The 18,675-nt window shown below is 58.6% G+C and carries 17 protein-coding genes; 14 read left to right on the top strand and 3 right to left on the bottom strand.

Annotated elements, in window-relative coordinates; all coding sequences use genetic code 11:
* Nucleotides 1-11: 11 nt before the first annotated feature.
* The 11 genes from VEH04_10000 to VEH04_09950 are packed head-to-tail and all read left to right on the top strand — an operon-like array spanning nucleotide 12 to nucleotide 12,398.
* Nucleotides 12-188 (top strand): hypothetical protein, encoded by a 177-nt coding sequence (locus VEH04_10000; GenBank protein HYG23104.1) that lies wholly within the window; start codon nucleotides 12-14, stop codon nucleotides 186-188.
* The gene (locus VEH04_09995; protein HYG23103.1) at nucleotides 181-1,950 is read left to right on the top strand and encodes an MFS transporter; all 1,770 of its coding nucleotides are present in this window, start codon (nucleotides 181-183) and stop codon (nucleotides 1,948-1,950) included. The genes VEH04_10000 and VEH04_09995 overlap by 8 nt, the downstream gene beginning before the upstream one ends.
* 12 nt (nucleotides 1,951-1,962) lie before the next feature.
* A complete protein-coding gene (locus tag VEH04_09990) occupies nucleotides 1,963-3,399 on the top strand; it encodes a Gfo/Idh/MocA family oxidoreductase (protein ID HYG23102.1) in 1,437 nt (478 codons plus the stop codon).
* Nucleotides 3,400-3,401: 2 nt separating this feature from the next.
* Nucleotides 3,402-4,259: a PIG-L family deacetylase gene (locus VEH04_09985; GenBank protein HYG23101.1), complete on the top strand. Its 858-nt coding sequence runs from the start codon at nucleotides 3,402-3,404 to the stop codon at nucleotides 4,257-4,259.
* A gap of 6 nt (nucleotides 4,260-4,265) precedes the next feature.
* Complete coding sequence (gene nagB / locus VEH04_09980) at nucleotides 4,266-5,036, top strand: glucosamine-6-phosphate deaminase (protein HYG23100.1); 771 nt, start codon at nucleotides 4,266-4,268, stop codon at nucleotides 5,034-5,036.
* A gap of 8 nt (nucleotides 5,037-5,044) precedes the next feature.
* The gene (locus tag VEH04_09975) at nucleotides 5,045-5,761 is read left to right on the top strand and encodes a hypothetical protein (protein HYG23099.1); all 717 of its coding nucleotides are present in this window, start codon (nucleotides 5,045-5,047) and stop codon (nucleotides 5,759-5,761) included.
* Complete coding sequence (locus VEH04_09970; GenBank protein ID HYG23098.1) at nucleotides 5,754-6,647, top strand: sugar phosphate nucleotidyltransferase; 894 nt, start codon at nucleotides 5,754-5,756, stop codon at nucleotides 6,645-6,647. Before VEH04_09975 ends, VEH04_09970 begins: the two co-directional genes overlap by 8 nt.
* Nucleotides 6,644-7,732 carry an aminoglycoside phosphotransferase family protein gene (locus VEH04_09965; protein ID HYG23097.1) on the top strand — a complete coding sequence of 363 codons (1,089 nt, stop codon included), beginning with the start codon at nucleotides 6,644-6,646 and terminating at the stop codon, nucleotides 7,730-7,732. Before VEH04_09970 ends, VEH04_09965 begins: the two co-directional genes overlap by 4 nt.
* On the top strand, nucleotides 7,729-8,646 hold the full coding sequence (locus tag VEH04_09960) for an NAD-dependent epimerase/dehydratase family protein (GenBank protein ID HYG23096.1): 918 nt from the start codon (nucleotides 7,729-7,731) through the stop codon (nucleotides 8,644-8,646). The genes VEH04_09965 and VEH04_09960 overlap by 4 nt, the downstream gene beginning before the upstream one ends.
* A 28-nt stretch (nucleotides 8,647-8,674) precedes the next feature.
* Nucleotides 8,675-11,173, top strand: coding sequence for a DUF4832 domain-containing protein (locus VEH04_09955; GenBank protein ID HYG23095.1), 2,499 nt, complete (start codon nucleotides 8,675-8,677; stop codon nucleotides 11,171-11,173).
* Nucleotides 11,174-11,195: 22 nt separating this feature from the next.
* Nucleotides 11,196-12,398: a DUF5009 domain-containing protein gene (locus VEH04_09950; GenBank protein HYG23094.1), complete on the top strand. Its 1,203-nt coding sequence runs from the start codon at nucleotides 11,196-11,198 to the stop codon at nucleotides 12,396-12,398.
* 29 nt (nucleotides 12,399-12,427) lie between these two features.
* Here VEH04_09950 and VEH04_09945 read toward each other — a convergent pair whose 3' ends face one another.
* From VEH04_09945 to VEH04_09935, 3 genes are all read right to left on the bottom strand, one after another.
* Complete coding sequence (locus VEH04_09945) at nucleotides 12,428-13,819, bottom strand: class II fumarate hydratase (protein HYG23093.1); 1,392 nt, start codon at nucleotides 13,817-13,819, stop codon at nucleotides 12,428-12,430.
* Nucleotides 13,820-13,902: 83 nt separating this feature from the next.
* Complete coding sequence (locus tag VEH04_09940; protein HYG23092.1) at nucleotides 13,903-15,207, bottom strand: (Fe-S)-binding protein; 1,305 nt, start codon at nucleotides 15,205-15,207, stop codon at nucleotides 13,903-13,905.
* A 7-nt stretch (nucleotides 15,208-15,214) separates the two neighbouring features.
* On the bottom strand, nucleotides 15,215-16,747 hold the full coding sequence (locus VEH04_09935; GenBank protein HYG23091.1) for a sigma 54-interacting transcriptional regulator: 1,533 nt from the start codon (nucleotides 16,745-16,747) through the stop codon (nucleotides 15,215-15,217).
* 175 nt (nucleotides 16,748-16,922) lie between these two features.
* On the opposite strand from VEH04_09935, the gene VEH04_09930 reads away from it, so the two are divergent.
* Genes VEH04_09930 through VEH04_09920 form a run of 3 tightly spaced genes read left to right on the top strand, consistent with a single transcriptional unit; the run spans nucleotide 16,923 to nucleotide 18,519 of the window.
* Nucleotides 16,923-17,618 carry a pirin family protein gene (locus VEH04_09930; GenBank protein ID HYG23090.1) on the top strand — a complete coding sequence of 232 codons (696 nt, stop codon included), beginning with the start codon at nucleotides 16,923-16,925 and terminating at the stop codon, nucleotides 17,616-17,618.
* A 19-nt stretch (nucleotides 17,619-17,637) separates the two neighbouring features.
* On the top strand, nucleotides 17,638-17,895 hold the full coding sequence (locus VEH04_09925; GenBank protein HYG23089.1) for a hypothetical protein: 258 nt from the start codon (nucleotides 17,638-17,640) through the stop codon (nucleotides 17,893-17,895).
* A gap of 15 nt (nucleotides 17,896-17,910) precedes the next feature.
* The gene (locus VEH04_09920; GenBank protein ID HYG23088.1) at nucleotides 17,911-18,519 is read left to right on the top strand and encodes a YceI family protein; all 609 of its coding nucleotides are present in this window, start codon (nucleotides 17,911-17,913) and stop codon (nucleotides 18,517-18,519) included.
* Nucleotides 18,520-18,675: the final 156 nt, after the last annotated feature.

Raw genomic sequence — 18,675 nt, 5'->3', positions numbered from 1 at the left:
GTTCTGCTGAAATGGATTCTGAAGTTGTCGTGCCTGCGATTCCGGATCTGCATCGCTTTCGGGCGTCCATCCAATCTCCGAGCCATCAGGCCCACTCGGGCAGCGCAATCCCAACCGCGGCTTATTTCCAAGGGTTGAATTCGGCCACAGGCTTGCCGCACATTGAATCAAAACAATCCGATGACTGATCACCCCAGCGCCGACGACAAGAAGGGTTACAATCGCTTCCTCCTGCTCGTTGCCGGGCTCGGCGGGCTTCTCTACGGCGTCGATGTTGGAATCATCTCAGGCGCGCTGCCTTACCTGGAGGCAACTTCGGGGCTCAGCGCGGGACAGTTGTCGTTCATCGTTGCCGCGGTGCTGCTGGGCAGCGTGATTTCCACCTTGTTCGCGGGCGCGCTCGCCGACCTTCTCGGGCGCAAGAAGGTGATGGCTGCGAGCGGCATTCTGTTCGTCATCAGCATCCCAATGATCGCGCTCGCCGATGGATATGGCCCGCTTGTGTTTGGACGATTGTTGCAGGGAATCAGCGCGGGCCTGATCGGCGTGGTCATTCCGTTGTATCTCGCTGAATGCCTTGGCGCAGCCAACCGGGGCAAGGGAACGGGGATCTTCCAGTGGCTGCTGACGCTGGGCATTGTCGCGGCGGCAATCATCGGTTTTTACTACAGCCACCAGGTTGAAGAAGTCGCGAAGCTCGGGGATCCGGACAGGCTTTTCGCGTTCAAGGACAAAGCGTGGCGCAGCATCTTCTGGGTTTCGCTGCCCCCCGGGATTTTATTTGTCGCGGGCAGCCTGATGGTTGCTGAATCTCCGCGCTGGCTTTATCGGCGCGGCCGGCTTGACGCCGCTCGCGCAGCGTTGTCGCGATCGCGCTCCGCTGCCCAGGTCGACGTCGAACTCCGTGAAATGGAGGAAGCGATTGCATCCGAACGGGCCAGCACATCAACCACGGGCGAACGTATTCGCGAGTCATTGTTGCGCCGGAAATACGTGATTCCATTCGTGCTCGCGTGCGTGATCCTCGCCTGCAACCAGGCCACGGGCGTCAATTCAATCATTGGCTACAATGCCACGATTCTCCTGCAGGCGGGCCTTGACGACCGCCAGGCACACCTCGGTTATGTCATTCTCACCACTGTCAATTTTCTGCTGACGATCGTTGGCGTCATCCTTGTCGATCGCAAAGGCAGAAAATTTCTCCTGTCTCTGGGCAGCGCGGGAATCATTGTGTCGCTGATTTGCGCAGGCATGATGTTTCACCGCACGGAGAAGCAGCGTGTCGATGCCCGCGACATTGTGCAGTCGCAGGTCTCGACCCAACAGACGCTCACCCTGGCGTTCGATCAGGAATTGCTCTCGCGCATTGGAGGGGAGAAGGCCGTTAAAACGCCAGCCTCACTGATCGTCATTTATTCCTATGGTGATTTCCGTGCCGCGACGAGTGTTGTGCGTTCCGACGACGCGCTGGCGAAGCCAATCGAAATCAGGCGCGAGAACTGCGTGCCGAACAACCGCGTGGTGGCGTTCTTCTCGAATCCTTTCGCCGACGTCGAAGCAGCGCAAACCGCGCCGCTCCGAATTGAGAACGCCCTGATCACGCCAGTCCCCACCGAACAAAGCGGATGGCTCGTGGCTGGGTTTCTCTTTGTCTTCATGGCATTCTTCGCAATCGGTCCAGGCGTTTGCGTCTGGCTGGCGTTGTCGGAATTGATGCCAACCCGGATTCGCTCGAATGGCATGAGCATCGCGCTCCTGATCAACCAGGCGGTTTCCACAATCATCGCCGCGACCTTTTTGCCGACGGTCGGGCGGTATGGCTACTCCACGCTGTTTTTCCTCTTCGCAGGGTGCACGGTGGTTTATTTCATCACCGCCGCGTTCTTTCTGCCGGAAACGAAGGGGAAGACGCTTGAAGAAATTGAAGAACATTTTCAGGGCAAACGCTGAAAGCATTCCTGTATGAACGACTCCAACTTTTCACGGCGCCATTTTCTCAAGGCTTCAACCCTCGCGGGGTTGGGCGCTTCCATGACGGGATTGTCGGGATGTTCGACACCTGGCCAGGATGTCATGGCATCGGGCAAATCTCCGGCCTCACCGCGCAGGCCCGCCGGAAACAAGCCTGTTCATGATCTCACCACGCCGCCACTGGAACGCGTGCGGGTCGGAGTCATCGGCCTTCATCGCGGCATGACACATCTCAACGATTGTCTGAACATGGATTTCGTCGAGGTAGTGGCTGTGTGCGATTGGCGCGACGATCGGGCGAAGGCCGGGGCAGATGCGTGTGAGAAGAAGCGCCGCAAGCGTCCCGAGGTTTACAGCGGGACCGAAGAAATCTGGGAGAAAATGGTCGACCGCGATGACATCGACGCTGTTTACATTGCGACACCCTGGAAGTGGCATGTGCCGATGGCTGTGCGTGCGATGGAGCAGGGGAAGCATGCATTGCTCGAGGTCTCGGCTGCGGAAAGCGTGGCGGAATGCTGGACGCTGGTGGACACCAGCGAGCGGACTCAGCGCCATTGCATCATGCTGGAGAATTGCTGCTACGGAGAGAATGAACTGTTTGTCCTGAACCTCGCGCGGGAAGGCGTCCTGGGGGAATTGAATCACGCGGAGTGCGCCTACATCCACGATCTTCGCACCGTTCTCTTCGACTTGAACGGCGAAGGCGAATGGCGCCGAGCGTATCACTCGCGGCAGGATGGAAACCTGTACCCAACGCACGGCCTTGGTCCCGTTGCCCAGACGCTGGGAATCGGGCGCGGGGATCAATTCAAGTTTCTCGTGTCAATGAGTTCGCCCGAGGTGTCGCTGACAAAATACCGCGACGAACGCCAGCCCAACAACGGCAGGCACGCGGGCGAAAAATATATCTGCGGCGACATGAACACGTCGCTCATCAAGACGGAACTCGGCCGCACGATCATGGTGCAGCATGATGTTGTCACGCCGCGGCCGTACAACCGGATCAACGCGATGTGCGGCAGCGGCGGCGCGTTCTTCGACTACCCGGCGCGGCTGTCGATCAACGACCCAGGGATTCATGGGCTGGGCGCGCGGGGATCCCATGATTGGCTCAACGATGCCGACCTGAAACTCATGCGCGACAAATTCACGCATCCGCTGTGGAAGCAACTGGAGGAGCGTGCGCGCGGCGGCGGTCATGGCGGAATGGATTTCGTAATGAACTGGCGCGTGATGGACACCCTTCGACGCGGGGTCACGCCCGACAGCGTTGTCTACGATGCTGCGGCTTGGAGCAGTATCATGGAAATATCGACGCGCTCGGTCGCCTCCGGGAGCGCGCCGGTCAGCATCCCTGATTTCACGCGAGGCCTATGGCGGACGATGCAGCCGCTTGGCATAGCGCGGATGACGCAGACGACTTGACTATGAAGTTGCACCAGTCGAACGCGGGCGTGTTCGTGCCCGACAAATGCCCGCTGCACGATGCGTTGAGGCGCATCACTCACCTCGGGATTGGCGCTCACCAGGACGATCTCGAGTTCATGGCGTTTCATGGAATCACGGAGTGCTTCGCGGAGAACGACAAATGGTTTGGCGGTGTCACATGCACGAATGGCTCTGGCAGCGCGCGAACGGGTCCTTTCGCCGCCTTCACCGATGAGCAGATGATGGAGGCCAGGATACGGGAACAGAACGCGGCTGCTGAAAAGGGACGTTACGGCGTGATGATTCAATTGGGGCATTCCAGCAGCGTGGTGAAAAGTCCGAACGACGATCGATTGCGCGAGGATCTGAAAACCATTCTCGCCGCGACGACTCCCGAAGTTGTTTACACCCACAACCTGGCGGACAAGCATGACACGCACATCGGTGTTGCGGTCGCAGCGATTCAAGCCCTTCGCGAACTTCCCGCATCCGAGCGGCCGCGACGAGTCTGGGGCTGCGAAGTGTGGCGGAATCTGGACTGGCTTCCCGACGAAAGCAAAGTGGTGATGGACGTCAGCGGACATGACGCCCTTGCTGCTGAGTTGAACGCGGTCTTCCATTCACAGATCGCAGGCGGTAAGCGTTACGACCTGGCTGCCATGGGGCGGCGCGCCGCAAACGCGACCTTCCATCAGCCGCACGCCACCGACTGCGCATCGCAGGTGATTTTCGGAATGGATCTCACGCCGCTGGTGCAGGACACGACGCTCGATATCACGGAATATGCCTGCAAATTCATCCAAAGGTTCGAGTCCGGTGTCCGGGAAAATTTGAATCGGCGGCTCGGCCGCGGCTGAAGAAAAATGGAAATCATCATTCAACGCGATGCGGCCGCCGCCACCGAAGTGGCTGCGCGGATCGTTGCGCGCTGCATTCGTTCGAAACCCAACGCCGTTTTGGGTTTGGCGACAGGAAGCACGCCATTGCTGCTCTATCGCGCCCTCGCCGAAATGAAGCTCGACTGGCGCAGGGTGACGACGTTCAACCTCGACGAATATGTCGGATTGGCTCCCGATCATTCCCAGTCCTATCACAGTTTCATGTGGGAAAACTTGTTTCAGCACGTGAATATTTCCCGCAGGAACGTGCACATCCCGGACGGCCAGGCTGCGGACATTCCGCTGTTTTGTGCCGATTATGAACGGAAGATTGCGAAGGCGGGAGGCATTGACCTTCAGGTGCTCGGGATTGGCACGGATGGCCACATCGGGTTCAACGAACCCACCTCGTCGCTGGCTTCACGCACGCGGATCAAAACGCTTACGCGTGGAACCCGCCGGGACAACGCGAAGTATTTCGATGGGGCGGAGAATGTTCCACAACACGTAATCACCATGGGGCTGGGAACAATCATGGAGGCGCGTCAATGCCTCCTGCTGGCGTTTGGCGCAAGGAAGGCGAGGGCCGTCGCCGCCGCGGTCGAAGGCCCGCTGACAGCGCTGAATCCCGCGTCCATTCTCCAGATGCACGTGAATGCGAAGTTGTGCGTGGATTCAGCGGCCGCAGGAAAACTCAAGCGGGCGGAATATTATCGCTGGGTTTATGAAAACAAGCCGGAGTGGCAGCAGGTTTAGGAGCACGCATGCAAACTGTCAGACCTGTCAATGAACCTGCAGCGGAACCACTCCCTAAAATACACTGCCCGGAAATTCCGCCGTTCGATGCATCGCAGCTTTCGGAAGTCCGCCGCGCCTTTGCCACGGCGCCGCGTTGCGGATTGCGCCAGGCGTGGCTTGCCAGGGAGGAACCCCGGTTTGCGCCTGCATACGTTCAACTGGGATGGCGCAACACGTCCCTTCACCTGTTCGCTGAGTTGCAGGATGAAGATGTCTTCAGCAATGCAACGCAGCTGAACCAGCGCACTTGGGAGATCGGCGATGTTTTTGAGATGTTTCTGGGGGCGGATGCGCACGAGAGCTATGTCGAGCTTCATGTGACGCCGAACAATCATCGCCTCCAGTTGCGTTATCCCGATGTTGCCGCGATCGAGAACGCGCGGCGGACTCGCGACCTCACGCCGGTCCTCTTGCGGGACGCGGCCTTTCATTCCCAAACCTGGGTTTCGGGCAATGGCTGGCAGGTGTATGCCGAAGTGCCTTCGCGCATTGTGAGCGGCCACGACGCATCGCTCGAACTTGCCCGCTGGCGATTTTCATTTGCGCGTTACGATTACACGCGCGGTATTCCCCAACCCGTGATCTCGTGCACATCGCCGCATCTGCACCCTGATTTTCATCGGCAGCGCGAATGGGGATTTCTCGCGTTTGAGCCCGCTCTCCGTTTTCAAATTGATGCATAAGACATTACTGGTGCTGGCCGCTGGAATGGGCAGCCGCTACGGCGGCCTCAAACAGATTGATCCAGTCGGGCCTTCGGGTGAAACGATCATCGATTACTCGGTGCACGACGCGATCCGCGCCGGGTTTGACCATCTCGTTTTTGTGATCCGCCGGGACATCGAAGCGGCGTTTCGGGAAAGGATCGGAAGCCGCTTTGAACCGTTTATTTCGGTCGATTACGTTTACCAGGAGCTGACCTCCCTTCCACCCGGCTTCACTGTCCCCGAGGGCCGGCAAAAGCCCTGGGGAACGGGACACGCCATTCTGATGGGCGCCGACGTCATCAGGGGGCCTTTTGGAGTGATCAACGCCGATGACTTTTACGGGACGGAATCGTTCCGCCTGCTCGCCGATCATTTGAATCCGTCCAATCCCGATTACGCCATGGTTGCATTTGTTCTGCGGAACACGTTGTCGGAATTTGGCAGTGTTGCACGCGGAGTCTGCCAATCGGCTGGCGGCGAGCTTCAGGATGTCCGGGAGGTGGTCGGCATTGAGAAGGATGGAAATCGCGCCCGGTATCGCGATGCCTCGGGCGGCGCGCAGGTGCTCACGGGTGACGAACTGGTTTCGATGAACATGTGGGGATTCCAGTCCGATTTGTTTTGCGAATTGCGCGAGCACTTCCAGAAGTTCCTTGAAGAGCACGGGCACGAACAAAAATCGGAATTCTACATTCCCGGCCTGATCAACAGCCTTGTCCAGAACGGACGCAAACGCGTGAAAGTCCTCCGGACCAATGCCCAATGGTTTGGCGTCACCTATCGCGAGGATCGCCCGCACGTCGAACAGGGAATCCGGCAACTGGTCCGGGACGGCCACTATCCGGAAAGGCTTTGGCAGTGACTGCGAACCACGACATTCGGGCCGTGACAGCGGCGTTCCAGATTTTCGGCGAATTCCGGTCCGCGGAAGCCTACGGGAGCGGCCATATCAACGACACCTATTGCGTCGTTTTCAATGTGGCTGGCAATCCGACCCGCTACATCGTTCAACGCATCAATCATCGCATCTTCAGCAACCCACCCGCGGTGATGGAAAACATCCAGCGGGTGACGGCGCATCTTGCGGCGAAGCTTGCGGGCGCGCCCGATAGCAGCCGTCGTGTGCTGACGCTGATTCCCGCGCGTGACGGCCGCGTTTTCAATCAGGATGAACATGGGAATTTCTGGCGTGCGTATCTCTTCATCGAGAACGCGCGTTCCTACGATGCCGTGAATTCCCCAAGTCAGGCTTATGAAGCTGCAAAGGCGTACGGGCAGTTTCAAAAGCTGCTGGCTGATCTGCCCGCGCCGCCATTGAACAACACCATCCCGGATTTCCATCACACACCCAAGCGATTCAAAGCGCTTCAGGCGGCCATTGAAAACGATGCTGCGAACCGCGCCGCATCCGCAGCGGCGGAAATTGAATTCGCGTTGAACAGGGCTGGCATCGTTGGCGGCCTGATCAATGCAGGGCTGCCCGAGCGCGTGACGCACAATGACACCAAGTTCAACAACGTGATGCTCGACGAAGAAACTGGCGAAGGGATTTGCGTTGTTGATCTCGACACGCTCATGCCCGGCCTGGCGTTGTATGACTTTGGCGACATGGTCCGAACCACAACCAGCCCCGCGAAGGAAGACGAGCTGGATCTGTCGCGCGTCACCATGCAGTTTCCGATGTATGAAGCCCTCATCCGAGGATACCTCGAATCCGCAGGGGATTTTCTGACCGCCGACGAAAAGCGGCTGCTTGCGTTTTCAGGACGGTTGATCACGTTTGAAATCGGCATCCGCTTTCTGACGGATTATCTTGCAGGCGACACCTATTTCAAAGTGCATCGCAATGGACACAACCTGGATCGCTGCCGAACCCAGTTCAAGCTGGTCGAATCCATCGAGCAGCAGGAGGAGCAGATGAACCAACTCGTGGAGCACCTGCAATGAGAGTTCTCGTCACTGGCGGCTCGGGCTTTATCGGCAGCCATATCGTCGAGCATTTTCAGCGCAGGGCGGAGGTTCGCGTGCTCGACAACCTTCGATCCGGCAACCGGCACAATCTTGCGGGATTGGATCACGAGTTCATCGAAGGCTCGATCTGCGATCGCAACGCGGTGCGCGCTGCCATGCAGCAGGTGGATTTTGTTTTCCACCTGGCGGCGATGGTCAGCGTCCCGGAATCAATGCACAAGCCGATCGAGTGCAATGAAATCAACACGACTGGAACGGTGATTGTCCTGGAGGAGGCCGAGCGGGCGAAGGTCAGGAAGCTGGTGCTCAGCAGTTCGGCGGCGATCTACGGCGACAATCCGGTCACGCCGAAACTGGAAACGATGCTGCCGGAGCCGAAGAGCCCTTACGCAATAACGAAGCTCGATGGTGAATTCTATTGCCGCATGTTCACGGCTGAAGGCCGGCTCGCCACGGCGTGCCTGCGCTATTTCAATGTGTTTGGCCCCAGGCAGGATCCAAAAAGCCAATACGCGGCAGCGGTCCCGATCTTCATAGATCGCGCTGTAAAGAATGAGCCGATCACCATTCACGGCGATGGCGGGCAGACGCGGGATTTTGTCTATGTGAAGGACGTTGCTGCGGCCAATGCCTTTTTTGGAACGGAGTCGCAGGCGACGGGCGTGTTCAATGTCGGTTACGGCGAACGCATCACCATCAACGAGCTCGCCGCGACGATCTGCCGCGTGTCGGGCTCCCATTCGAAACTGGAGTACACGCCGGAGCGTGCTGGTGATGTCAGGCATTCGCTCGCCGCGGTCGACAAACTTCGCGACGCGGGGTTCAAGCCCTCAGGCAACTTTCAGGAGGGCCTCGATGCCACCGTCCATTTTTTTCGCCACCGCAAGTAGACCCGCAACCTCGAAGGAAGCCGCACGTATGAACGCATCCCATTCTCTTTCCCGCCTCTGCCGGCGTCTCGCCGTGTGCGCATGCATTCACGCTCTCGCCGCTCACGCGGGGACATTCAAACACATCACCATCGATGGAGCATTCGACGATTGGGCAGGGGTGCCGCTGGCGCACAGCCAGATGCTGAGTGTTACCAATGCGGTCGATTACGAAACCATTCATCTCGCGAACGACGACGATTACCTCTACCTGAAGTTCACCATTCGGGAACCCGCGAATCCGTTCACTCCGTTGCAGAACCTCTTTGTCGATGCCGATCAGAATCCGGCGACGGGATTCAGCGCCAATGGCCTGGTTGGATCCGAGTTGCTCGTTCAAGCGGGCGGAGGGTATCAGCAGAAAAATGGGGGTTTTAACGAAGGTGCGATCCACGGTCTGAACTGGGCTGCAGCGCCCGGTGAACCGGGCACCGAGTTCGAAGCACGCATTTCGCGCCACGCCTCGTACGCTTCCGGCGGTGCGCCCGTGTTCACACATCCCGCCATCGCGATCGTTCTCGAATCCGAAACAGCGGGATTCGTCAGCGCCGAATGGGCGCCGTCCACTGCAGGAGGCCTGGCTTACACGTTTGCCGCGGTCACGAACGTCACCTTTGCAGAAGGTTTTACGACGAACACCTACTCCGCATCGAATGAGGACATCGCGAATCCGGAACGGGGTTTTTACATTCAGGCCGAAAATCACGCGAGCTCGCCCAGTTCGGTTCCGTCCAACCTTGCGTCGTATCGCATCAACGGCAGGAATTCGCCGGGCAACACCTACAACGCAAAGATCACGCTGCTCCTGCGGTTATTCTATCTCGACACCTTTGTGAACGCGCCAATCAGCTCGAACTACCTGGCGTTGATTCAGGCGGACTTCAATTCCATCCGTGCGCAGGGCGTGAAGGCAATCGTCCGCTTCGCCTACAACCAGGATCAAACACGCCCGTTCAACGAACCGAGCAAGGCACGAATTCTCGAGCACATCGCGCAACTGGCGCCCGTGTTGAAGAAGAACAGCGACGTCATTGCCGTGGTGCAGCAGGGATTCATTGCGGCGTGGGGCGAAGGTTATTTCACCGACGTCTTCTACACGAATGGCCAGGCTACCGCGCAAAACTGGAGGGACCGTTCCGAGGTGCTTGGGGCGCTGCTGGCGGCGGTGCCAGTCGAACGCGCCGTGCAGGCTCGCACGCCGCAAATGAAGCAGAAGTTTGTGCATGGCCCCACCGCGATCACGGGAGCCGCTGGATTGACCGCTCTCCAGGCTTTCAGCGGCAGCGACGCTTCGCGCATCGGATTTCACAACGATTGCTTCCTCGCCGATTCAACCGACGCCGGCACGTTTGCCGATTATGATGTCGGCAGTGGAACTTCGGGGCAGGATGTCATCAACCTTCGCAACTACACCGCCCAGGATTCGCGCTACACGCCTGTCGGTGGCGAAACCTGCATGCTGAACCCGCCGACCGACGATTGTGAATCCGCTGGCGGAAACGCCGATCCCGACATGGCGTTGTTTCACTACTCGTATTTGCACCAGGGCTACAATGCCAATGTGAACAACAAGTGGGTGCAGCACGGTTGTATCGATGACATCAAGCGGCGCCTGGGTTATCGCATCGAATTAATTTCGGGAATATTTCGCAACGAGGCGCAACCAGGGCAGGTGATGCCTTTGACCCTGACACTTCGCAACATCGGATTCGCGGCGCCCTACAATCCTCGCGGTCTCGAGTTGATCCTGCGCAACGCGCAAGGCGATCAGAAATATTTTGCCGCACTGTCTCGCAACGCCGACCCGCGCCGATGGCTTCCCGGGAGCAACCACGTGATACATGCGGAATTGGCATTGCCATCGGATATTCCCACGGGCGAATACGAGCTGCTGTTGAACCTGCCAGACCCCGCGCCGTCATTGTATGACTCGGTTCCCTATGCGATTCGGCTGGCGAACTCGAACGCGTTGTCCAGCGCAGGCGCAGTGCTGGGTTCGGTATGGGAACCTGCAACCGGCTATCATCGGCTGCACCATACAATCATCATCAATCACAGCGCTACCAACGCGGCACCCGCCGGATCAGAAGTGCCGGTGCTCGAGTTCTCTTCGATTGCGGAAACCTACGAGCGCTGGAACGCGCGGCATTTCCCTTCGAACCCCGTCAATGGCTTGCCTGAGGCAGACCCGGATCTTGACGGACGCGTGAACCTTTTGGAATACGCAGTCGGATTGAATCCCACCGTTGCCGAAAACACCGCTTACTTGAACTTCAGTTATACCAACGCGACGTTGATCCTTTCGGTATTCAAAGGACCGGGCGTGAAGGATGTCCAATACGAGGTGCAGAGTTCGCCTGTGCTGCAACCGCCGGCGTGGTCGGCAGACGCGGTCACCGTCCTCGAAAACGCGCCCACGTCACTGAGAGCCAGCTACACCAGTCCCGAAGCGACTGGATTTCTTCGCTTGAAACTGACGCTCCAATAGGCCTGCCGCAGCCCGCGCGCGTATGTCTTCCGTCGTCCCGCTTGCACCGAAACAGGGCAGCCTTGCCGCAGCGGGAACTCCAGCTTTGGCCGCAGTTCGTGTTGGGTCATTGGATGCCTATCGCGGAGCCGTGATGTTGCTGATGATGGCTGAGGTTCTGGAGTTCTGCAGCGTTTCGACAAATGTTCCTGGCAATGCGTTTTGGCGGATCCTCTGTTATCACCAATCGCACGTCGAATGGATCGGATGTTCATTGCACGATTTGATCCAGCCTTCATTCACCTTTTTGGTAGGAGTCGCGCTTCCTTTCTCGCTTGCCCGCCGCTCACACATCGGCCAGCCGCAATGGCAGCGAACGGCACATGCCTGCTGGCGGGCGGTGATGCTCGTCTTTCTGGGAATCCTCCTGAGGTCGGTTGGCCAGCCGCAAACGAATTGGACCTTTGAAGACACCCTGACGCAAATCGGCCTTGGCTATCCGCTGCTGTATTTGCTGGGGTTCCAATCGCGCCGCGTGCAATGGAGCTCACTGGCGTTTGTTCTAATCGCCTATTGGCTGGCCTTCGCCTTGTATCCCGTGCCACAGGAGGACGCAGGCAGGCCTATTTCTGGCTTCTCTGCCCATTGGGCAAAAAACACAAACCTCGCGTGGGCGTTCGACACATGGTTCCTGAACCTTTTTCCCAGGGAACAACCTTTTATCGCCAATGCGGGCGGTTACGCAACGCTCAGCTTCATTCCAACCTTGGGAACAATGATTTTCGGGTTGCTTGCAGGTGCGGTTCTGCGTGGTGCGCGGGCATCCGGGGATAAAATCCGATGGCTGCTTGTCACGGGCGCCGCAACCCTGCTGCTGGGAATCTTGCTCGGTGCGACGGGCATTTGCCCCGTGGTCAAGCGCATCTGGACGCCGAGCTGGACGCTCTTCAGCGGGGGTTGGTGCCTGCTGATTCTCGCGGCGCTGTATTATGTCATTGATGTTCGGGGATTTCGCCGCTGGGCGTTTGTTCTCGTCGTGATTGGAATGAATTCAATTGCGGCGTATGTCATAGCTCACCTCTTCCCCGGCTTCATTGTCTCGACGCTCGTCACGCATTTCGGTCCGCAGGTGTTTGGAGTGATCGGCAGCGCATACGAACCTCTCCTGCGCGGGAGCCTTGTTCTGCTCGTGTTATGGCTGGTGCTCTTTTGGATGTATCGCCGCCAGCTTTTCCTGCGCGTTTGAAACTGCGACGTGAAAACGTGCGCGCGCTCTTACCCGCGTTCTGTCTGGCTTCGCGGATCCAACAAACGGTCAAGCGTTGCCTTGTCGAGCGCGCTCGCTTCAGCAGCAACTTCCCGAACCGTGCGTCCGCTCTGATATGCCTGCTTGGCAATTTTCGCCGCGGCGTCGTATCCGATCTCCGGGACCAGCACGGTGCACATGGCGAGGCTCTGTTCAATGTTGGATTCGCAACGTTCGCGATCCGCTTCAATCCCCGCCACGCAGCGCGTCGTGAAGACCTTCGTTGCGTTTGTCAGGAGCTCGGTCGACGACAACAGATTGTGCGCTGAAACCGGCAGCATCGTGTTCAATTCAAAATTCCCGAACGTTGCGGCAAATCCAATCGTCGCGTCGTGCCCAATCACCTGAGCCCCCACCTGAATCATCATTTCGCACATCACGGGATTCACCTTGCCCGGCATGATCGACGATCCCGGCTGCGTCGCGGGGAGCTTCAACTCGCCCAGCCCGCAACGCGGACCCGATCCCAGCCAGCGCAGGTCGTTGGCAATTTTGATGAGCATGGTCGCGAGGGCACGAAGCGCACCGCTCGTTTGCACCACAGCATCGATGCTGGATTGCGCCGCGAAATGATTTCGGGCTTCCCGGAGTTCAAGGCCGGTTTCCCGGGCAATGCCTGCGATTGTGCGTTGTGCGAATTCTGGATGCGAATTGATTCCCGTTCCGACTGCGGTGCCGCCAAGCGCGAGGTTGCCAAGATTCTGCGACACCTGGCGAACATGCTCCATGTTCGCGAGAACTTGCGCTGCAAATCCGCTGAATTCCTGGCCGAGCCGAATCGGCGTGGCGTCCTGCAGGTGGGTTCGGCCGATCTTGAGAACGTCATCGAATTCCTGCGCTTTCGCGGTCAAGGCATGGTGCAATCCGCCCAGTGCAGGGATCAGCTGCTGCGAAATGGCACCGAGCGCAGCGATGTGGATCGCGGTGGGTATTACGTCGTTGCTGGATTGTCCTCGATTCACGTGATCGTTCGCGTGAATCGAACCGTCGCCCCGCCTTCCGCCGCGAAGTTCGATTGCGCGATTCGCGATGACTTCGTTGGCGTTCATGTTTGTGGAAGTCCCCGAACCCGTCTGAAAAATGTCGACCACGAACTGGTGATCCCATTTGCCATCGATGACCTCCTGCGCAGCCGCCTGGATGGCGCGGGTGATGTCCTCGGGCAGGCCGTCCAGTTGCAGGTTTGCAGCGGCCGCATGCTTCTTGATCAATCCGAGAGCGCGAATCATCGTGCGCGGCATGCGCCAGCCGCTGATCGGGAAGTTTTCCGCTGCACGCGCAGTCTGTGCGGCGTAATAGGCATCCGCCGGGACTCGCATCTCCCCCATGGAATCCTTTTCAATCCGGAATGTTACGCTCATGCAGCAATCTAGTCCGCAAACCAGAATTGCAATTGGGAAAAACGGAGGGCCTTTTTAAGCCGCTTGAAAAACCTCGCACGGCCCTAGGTTCGGGAGCTGTTTCGATATGCCTCGGCGAGCAGGGTGATGGGGTGAACGATGCGCAAGCGAATGCCGCGCTCCCTGGCGCCGTTCTCCAACTGGAGAAGGCAGCCCGGATTGGCTGTGGCGACAGTATGGGCGCCCGTTGAAACAATGTGGTCGAGCTTGCGCTGGAGCAGCTGCCCAGCCATTTCGGGCTGGATCAAATTATAGATACCCGCGCTGCCGCAACACCAGGAGCTCTCAGTCAATTCAATGAGTCGAACGCCCGGGAGACTTGAAAGAATCTGGCGCGGCTGCATCGTGATTTTCTGGCCGTGACAAAGATGGCAGGACTCGTGATAGGTCACCGTCACGGGTTCATCGCGCATTGCGGGGCGAACCGGCTCGAACCCGATCTCGACGAGCCATTCGTGGACGTCCCGCACCTTGCGATCCCAAGCTTCCGCCCGCGCGAGATAATGCGGATCGCCGGCGAGCAATCGGCTGAAGTGTTTCAGGTGTGAACCGCATCCACCCGCGTTGCTGATGATGGCGTCGAAATCGGCCGGCGGAAACTGATCCAGGTTGCGGCGCGCCAAGCGCTGCGCGGCTTCCAGTTCTCCGTTATGCGCGAAGATCGAACCGCAGCAATGCTGTTGCGCGTGCGAAATGACTTCGCAACCGTTGCGCGCCAGCACTTCCACGGTGTCCCGGTTCACATCGCTGTAGATCAAATCCTGCGCGCACCCCGTGAGCATCGCGACGCGGAACCGCCGCGTGCCCGCAGCGGGAGTCACTTCTCGAATTCGTTCAGCGGAAAATTCAGGCTGGATCGCGGGTGTTTGCGATTCCAGCGCCTGCAATCGTTTTGGCAAAAGCTTCAATGCCCCGCTCCGTCGAACCAGCCGCTGCATGCCTGAGCGTTGATACAGCCGCAATCCGCGCCCTAACATTCGGAGTCGGCGCAGATCGGAGAACAACCAATCGAGGGCGACGCGCCGGATCGCGCTCCGCTTCGCCGAATCCAGGGCGCCACTTTGTTCCACGTCCGCCCGGGCGCGTTCAAAGAGTTCGGCGTAGTTCACGCCAGCGGGACACGCCGTCTGACAGGCGAGGCATCCCAGGCAAAAATACATTTCTTCGCAGAAAGTGCGCGTCGCCTCCAGTTGCCCGTCTGCAATCGCGCGCATCAGGGCGATCCGCCCGCGCGGGCTGTTCCGCTCAACATGGGTGGCGTCGTAGGTGGGGCAGGTGGGAAGGCAGAGCCCGCAGTGCATGCATTGTTGCACTATGCGGTAATCCAGGTTCTTCAGGTGGCCCGCCATTGTGCTTCTAGGGCCGGCCTTTCCGCGGATCCCGTTTCAACCCGTGCCGTTGCACGCGCGACGACAATGTCGTCGGCTTCATTCCCAGCAGCGCAGCCGCGCCATCATTGCCATAAATTTTCCAGTTCGTTTTCTCCAGCGCCTGCAGAATGAGTTGTTCCTCCTGGTCCTTGAGCGCGGGCAGCGCCTCCTGATGAATGCCTTCGCGACCACGACCCCGAGTCCGCGACGCCGGCCCGGAATTCTGCTGAAGCCCGAATTCCATCCGACCGCGGCTTGCAAACAGGATCGTGGCGCGCTCGATGACGTTTTGCAGTTCGCGCACATTGCCGGGCCAATCGTAATCCTCCAACTGCCGAACCTGCTCGCGTGTGAGCCGCGGAGCATCCGTGCGAAGGCGCTCCGACGATTGTTGAACAAAGAATTCGGCGAGCGGCGCAATGTCTTCTACCCGCTCGCGCAAGGGAGGGACCTCGACGGGGAACACGCTGAGGCGGAAATAAAGGTCCTGGCGAAAACGTCCCGCTCGCGCCTCGGCCAGGAGATCGCGGTTGGTCGCCGCAATGACACGCACGTTCACCGATCGCGTCCTGTCCTCGCCAAGCTTTTCAAACTGTCCCTCCTGAAGCACACGCAGCAGCTTCGCCTGCAGATCCAGCGGAATCTCGCCGACTTCATCCAGAAACAGGGTGCCGCCATCCGCGAGTTCAAATCGTCCGACGCGGTCCTTGATCGCGCCTGTGAACGCGCCGCGGACATGCCCGAAGAACTCGCTCTCAAAAAGTTCCTTCGGAATGCTCGCGCAATTCACACGGACGAGTGGACGGGCGCGGCGATCGCTGTTCTCGTGAATCGCGCGCGCGACAAGTTCCTTGCCTGTTCCAGACTCGCCGAGAATCAGCACGTTCGCCTGGGTCGGAGCAACCACTTTGATCTGCTCAAGGACCTTCGCAAGCGACGGGCTGCGGCCAATGATGCTTCCGAAATTCGAAGTGGCCCGCAATTCGTCGAGCAGGACTTCATTGTCCCGCTCGAGCGACTTGGTCCGCTCGATGCACGTGACAGATCCGATGGTGCCGATGATTTTGCAGCGGCTGTCGAAATACGGCGTGGCACAGACCCTGACCCAATGGCGTTCGCCATCCTTGCGAATTAACTGGTGTTCGTAGACCTCGCTCTTGCCCGAAAGGCGCTCGCTGAGCCGCCGCTTCTGCGCTGGCCAGTCTTGCGGATCGAGCAGCAGTTCAAAGCTCGTGCGCCCGATCAACTCGTCCTTCGTATAACCCGTTATTTCAGCGAGTTGGCGGTTGACGTAAAGAATCCGGCTTCTGTCGTCGGTAATCAGCAAGCCTTCGGCGAGGCTTTCCAGGATCGTGCGAAAGAACTCCTCGCGTTCCCCGCGATTGCCCGCCCACAAGGCGTTGCCGCGGCGAAGGTTCTCAACTTCGCCGCGCGTCAGGAGCGTGGTGTCGCCATCCGTTGTTGCCGGTTTTGCGGGCACGCGCACAACATGCAGCCGGCCAGTGAAACTGCAACGCATTTGTGCGTTAACAACAACGCGAGCGCGTTGAAAAACGCAAACGCGTTGCTGACTGGCGCCCTTTTTAGCGCGAAATGGACGGAAACAAATGAATAACGCTCGAATGGGAGGTTGGCACGATCCTCGCATTGCAGATTGTGAACGGACATAACTCGAAGACTGAAAAGGAAATACTATGATGACGATCCGGAAGAGCAAAGAACGCGGCCATGCTGATCATGGCTGGTTGAACACGCACTACTCGTTTTCGTTTGCCGATTACCATGACCCCAAGTGGATGGGATTTCGCACCCTGCGAGTCATCAACGACGACGTGGTTGCTGGCGGCGGCGGCTTTGACATGCACCCGCATCGCGACATGGAAATCATCACATACGTGCTGTCCGGCGCACTGCAGCATCGCGACAGCATGGGCAACACTGCGGTGATGAAGTCCGGCGATGTGCAGCGCATCAGCGCGGGGACCGGGATTCTGCACAGCGAGACAAATTATTCACCGATCGAGCCCGTGCACCTGCTGCAGATATGGATCCGGCCGGATCGCAAGGGCGCAAAGCCGGATTACGCTGAGCAATCCTTTGCTTCGGCCGGAAGCGGGCGCATGCACCTGATTGCCTCAGGCGATGGACGCGAGGGTTCAATCCGGATCAATCAGGATGCCGATGTCTACGTCGCCAAGCTCGGCGGGGGTGATACTGTGAAACATCTGATCAAGCCGGGGCGTCATGTCTGGCTGCAGGTCGCACAAGGTGAACTGGCGCTCAACGGAAAGCGTCTCGTTACAGGCGACGGTGCTGCGGTAAGCGACGAAGCCGAGTTGCAGTTGGCAGCCGGGCAAACGGCGCAGGCGCTTGTCTTCGACCTTAACTGAGCTATCCTGCGCGCGAACCATGAAAAACGCTTTGCGGATACTTGCTGTTCTCGTCGCGCTGGCGGGGGTCTCCTGGTGGGCCGCTGCCGGCGCGAACACGGGCTGGACCAAGAACCAGGTTCAGGTCCGAACAGTTGATGAAGTCACCGGGCTCGATCACATCCAATGGCAGAAAAAGTGGGTGCCCGGCCTTGATTTTCTATCGATCACACTGGGGTCGGCGGCGCTGCTGGGCGGCGTCTCATTTCTGTTTCGAAAAAAACGCAACGCACAATAACAATCCGATTAATCCATGAAAACATCCCTGACCATTCTCTCACTTGTTCTCGCCGCCGCATCCGCGTCGGCCGAGCCGCTCACCTTCGACTTCAAGGATCCCAAGGGCGTAAATCACGCCGCGTTCAAAATGGACGCTCCACTGGAAACCATCAGCGGCAGCGCCAGTGGAATCTCCGGCAAAGTGACGTTTGACCCCGCCAAGCCATCTGCCACGACCGGGAAGATCGTGGTTGCGACGGAAACGCTGACCGTCGGAAACGCCATGATGCGTGATCACATGCTGAGTGAAGGCTGGATGGATGCGAAGAAACACCCGGAGATCACGTTCGAAGCCAAGTCGCTGAAGAACGTGAAAACCGAGGGTGATAGCACGACTGCTGATGCCGTGGGAACCTTTACGCTGAAGGGAATTACCAAGGAAATCACGGTCCCCGTAAAGCTCACTTACCTGAAGGACAAACTCGCCGCGCGCATGCCAAACATGAAAGGCGACCTGCTTGTCATCCGATCGAGCTTCAGCATCAAGCGGAGTGATTTTAACATCCAGCCTGGAAAGAACGAAGACAAGGTCTCGGACGAAATCGAACTCACGCTGAGCATCGCCGGTTACGCGACTCGCTGATGCTGCTTTTTAAACGATGGCCGCTGTTTGACGACAGCGGCCTTTTTTTGTCTGCGCGCCTGGAGCGCCGCGTTGCACGCGGCTTACGGTGTTGCTGCATCAGGACGCGGGTGCAAGTTCCACACGCCGCGCCGATTTAATGGTGAAGCAGGCTGA

The sequence above is a fragment of the Verrucomicrobiia bacterium genome (assembly GCA_035629175.1).
GTDB lineage: Bacteria > Verrucomicrobiota > Verrucomicrobiia > Limisphaerales > DASXHY01 > DASXHY01.
The sequence above is the reverse complement of the archived record's forward strand: the minus strand, read 5'-3'. Positions and strand labels throughout refer to the sequence as shown.

Excerpts from the sequence above, each read along its gene's own strand:
- VEH04_10000 (HYG23104.1), top strand. The coding sequence starts at position 12 with ATGGATTCTGAAGTTGTCGTGCCTGCGATTCCGGATCTGCATCGCTTT.
- VEH04_09995 (HYG23103.1), top strand. The coding sequence starts at position 181 with ATGACTGATCACCCCAGCGCCGACGACAAGAAGGGTTACAATCGCTTC.
- VEH04_09950 (HYG23094.1), top strand. The coding sequence starts at position 11,196 with ATGTCTTCCGTCGTCCCGCTTGCACCGAAACAGGGCAGCCTTGCCGCA.
- VEH04_09935 (HYG23091.1), bottom strand. The coding sequence starts at position 16,747 with ATGCGTTGCAGTTTCACTGGCCGGCTGCATGTTGTGCGCGTGCCCGCA.
- VEH04_09925 (HYG23089.1), top strand. The coding sequence starts at position 17,638 with ATGAAAAACGCTTTGCGGATACTTGCTGTTCTCGTCGCGCTGGCGGGG.
- VEH04_09945 (HYG23093.1), bottom strand. The coding sequence starts at position 13,819 with ATGAGCGTAACATTCCGGATTGAAAAGGATTCCATGGGGGAGATGCGA.
- VEH04_09990 (HYG23102.1), top strand. The coding sequence starts at position 1,963 with ATGAACGACTCCAACTTTTCACGGCGCCATTTTCTCAAGGCTTCAACC.
- VEH04_09955 (HYG23095.1), top strand. The coding sequence starts at position 8,675 with ATGAACGCATCCCATTCTCTTTCCCGCCTCTGCCGGCGTCTCGCCGTG.
- VEH04_09975 (HYG23099.1), top strand. The coding sequence starts at position 5,045 with ATGCAAACTGTCAGACCTGTCAATGAACCTGCAGCGGAACCACTCCCT.
- VEH04_09920 (HYG23088.1), top strand. The coding sequence starts at position 17,911 with ATGAAAACATCCCTGACCATTCTCTCACTTGTTCTCGCCGCCGCATCC.
- VEH04_09985 (HYG23101.1), top strand. The coding sequence starts at position 3,402 with ATGAAGTTGCACCAGTCGAACGCGGGCGTGTTCGTGCCCGACAAATGC.
- VEH04_09930 (HYG23090.1), top strand. The coding sequence starts at position 16,923 with ATGATGACGATCCGGAAGAGCAAAGAACGCGGCCATGCTGATCATGGC.
- nagB (HYG23100.1), top strand. The coding sequence starts at position 4,266 with ATGGAAATCATCATTCAACGCGATGCGGCCGCCGCCACCGAAGTGGCT.
- VEH04_09940 (HYG23092.1), bottom strand. The coding sequence starts at position 15,207 with ATGGCGGGCCACCTGAAGAACCTGGATTACCGCATAGTGCAACAATGC.
- VEH04_09970 (HYG23098.1), top strand. The coding sequence starts at position 5,754 with ATGCATAAGACATTACTGGTGCTGGCCGCTGGAATGGGCAGCCGCTAC.
- VEH04_09960 (HYG23096.1), top strand. The coding sequence starts at position 7,729 with ATGAGAGTTCTCGTCACTGGCGGCTCGGGCTTTATCGGCAGCCATATC.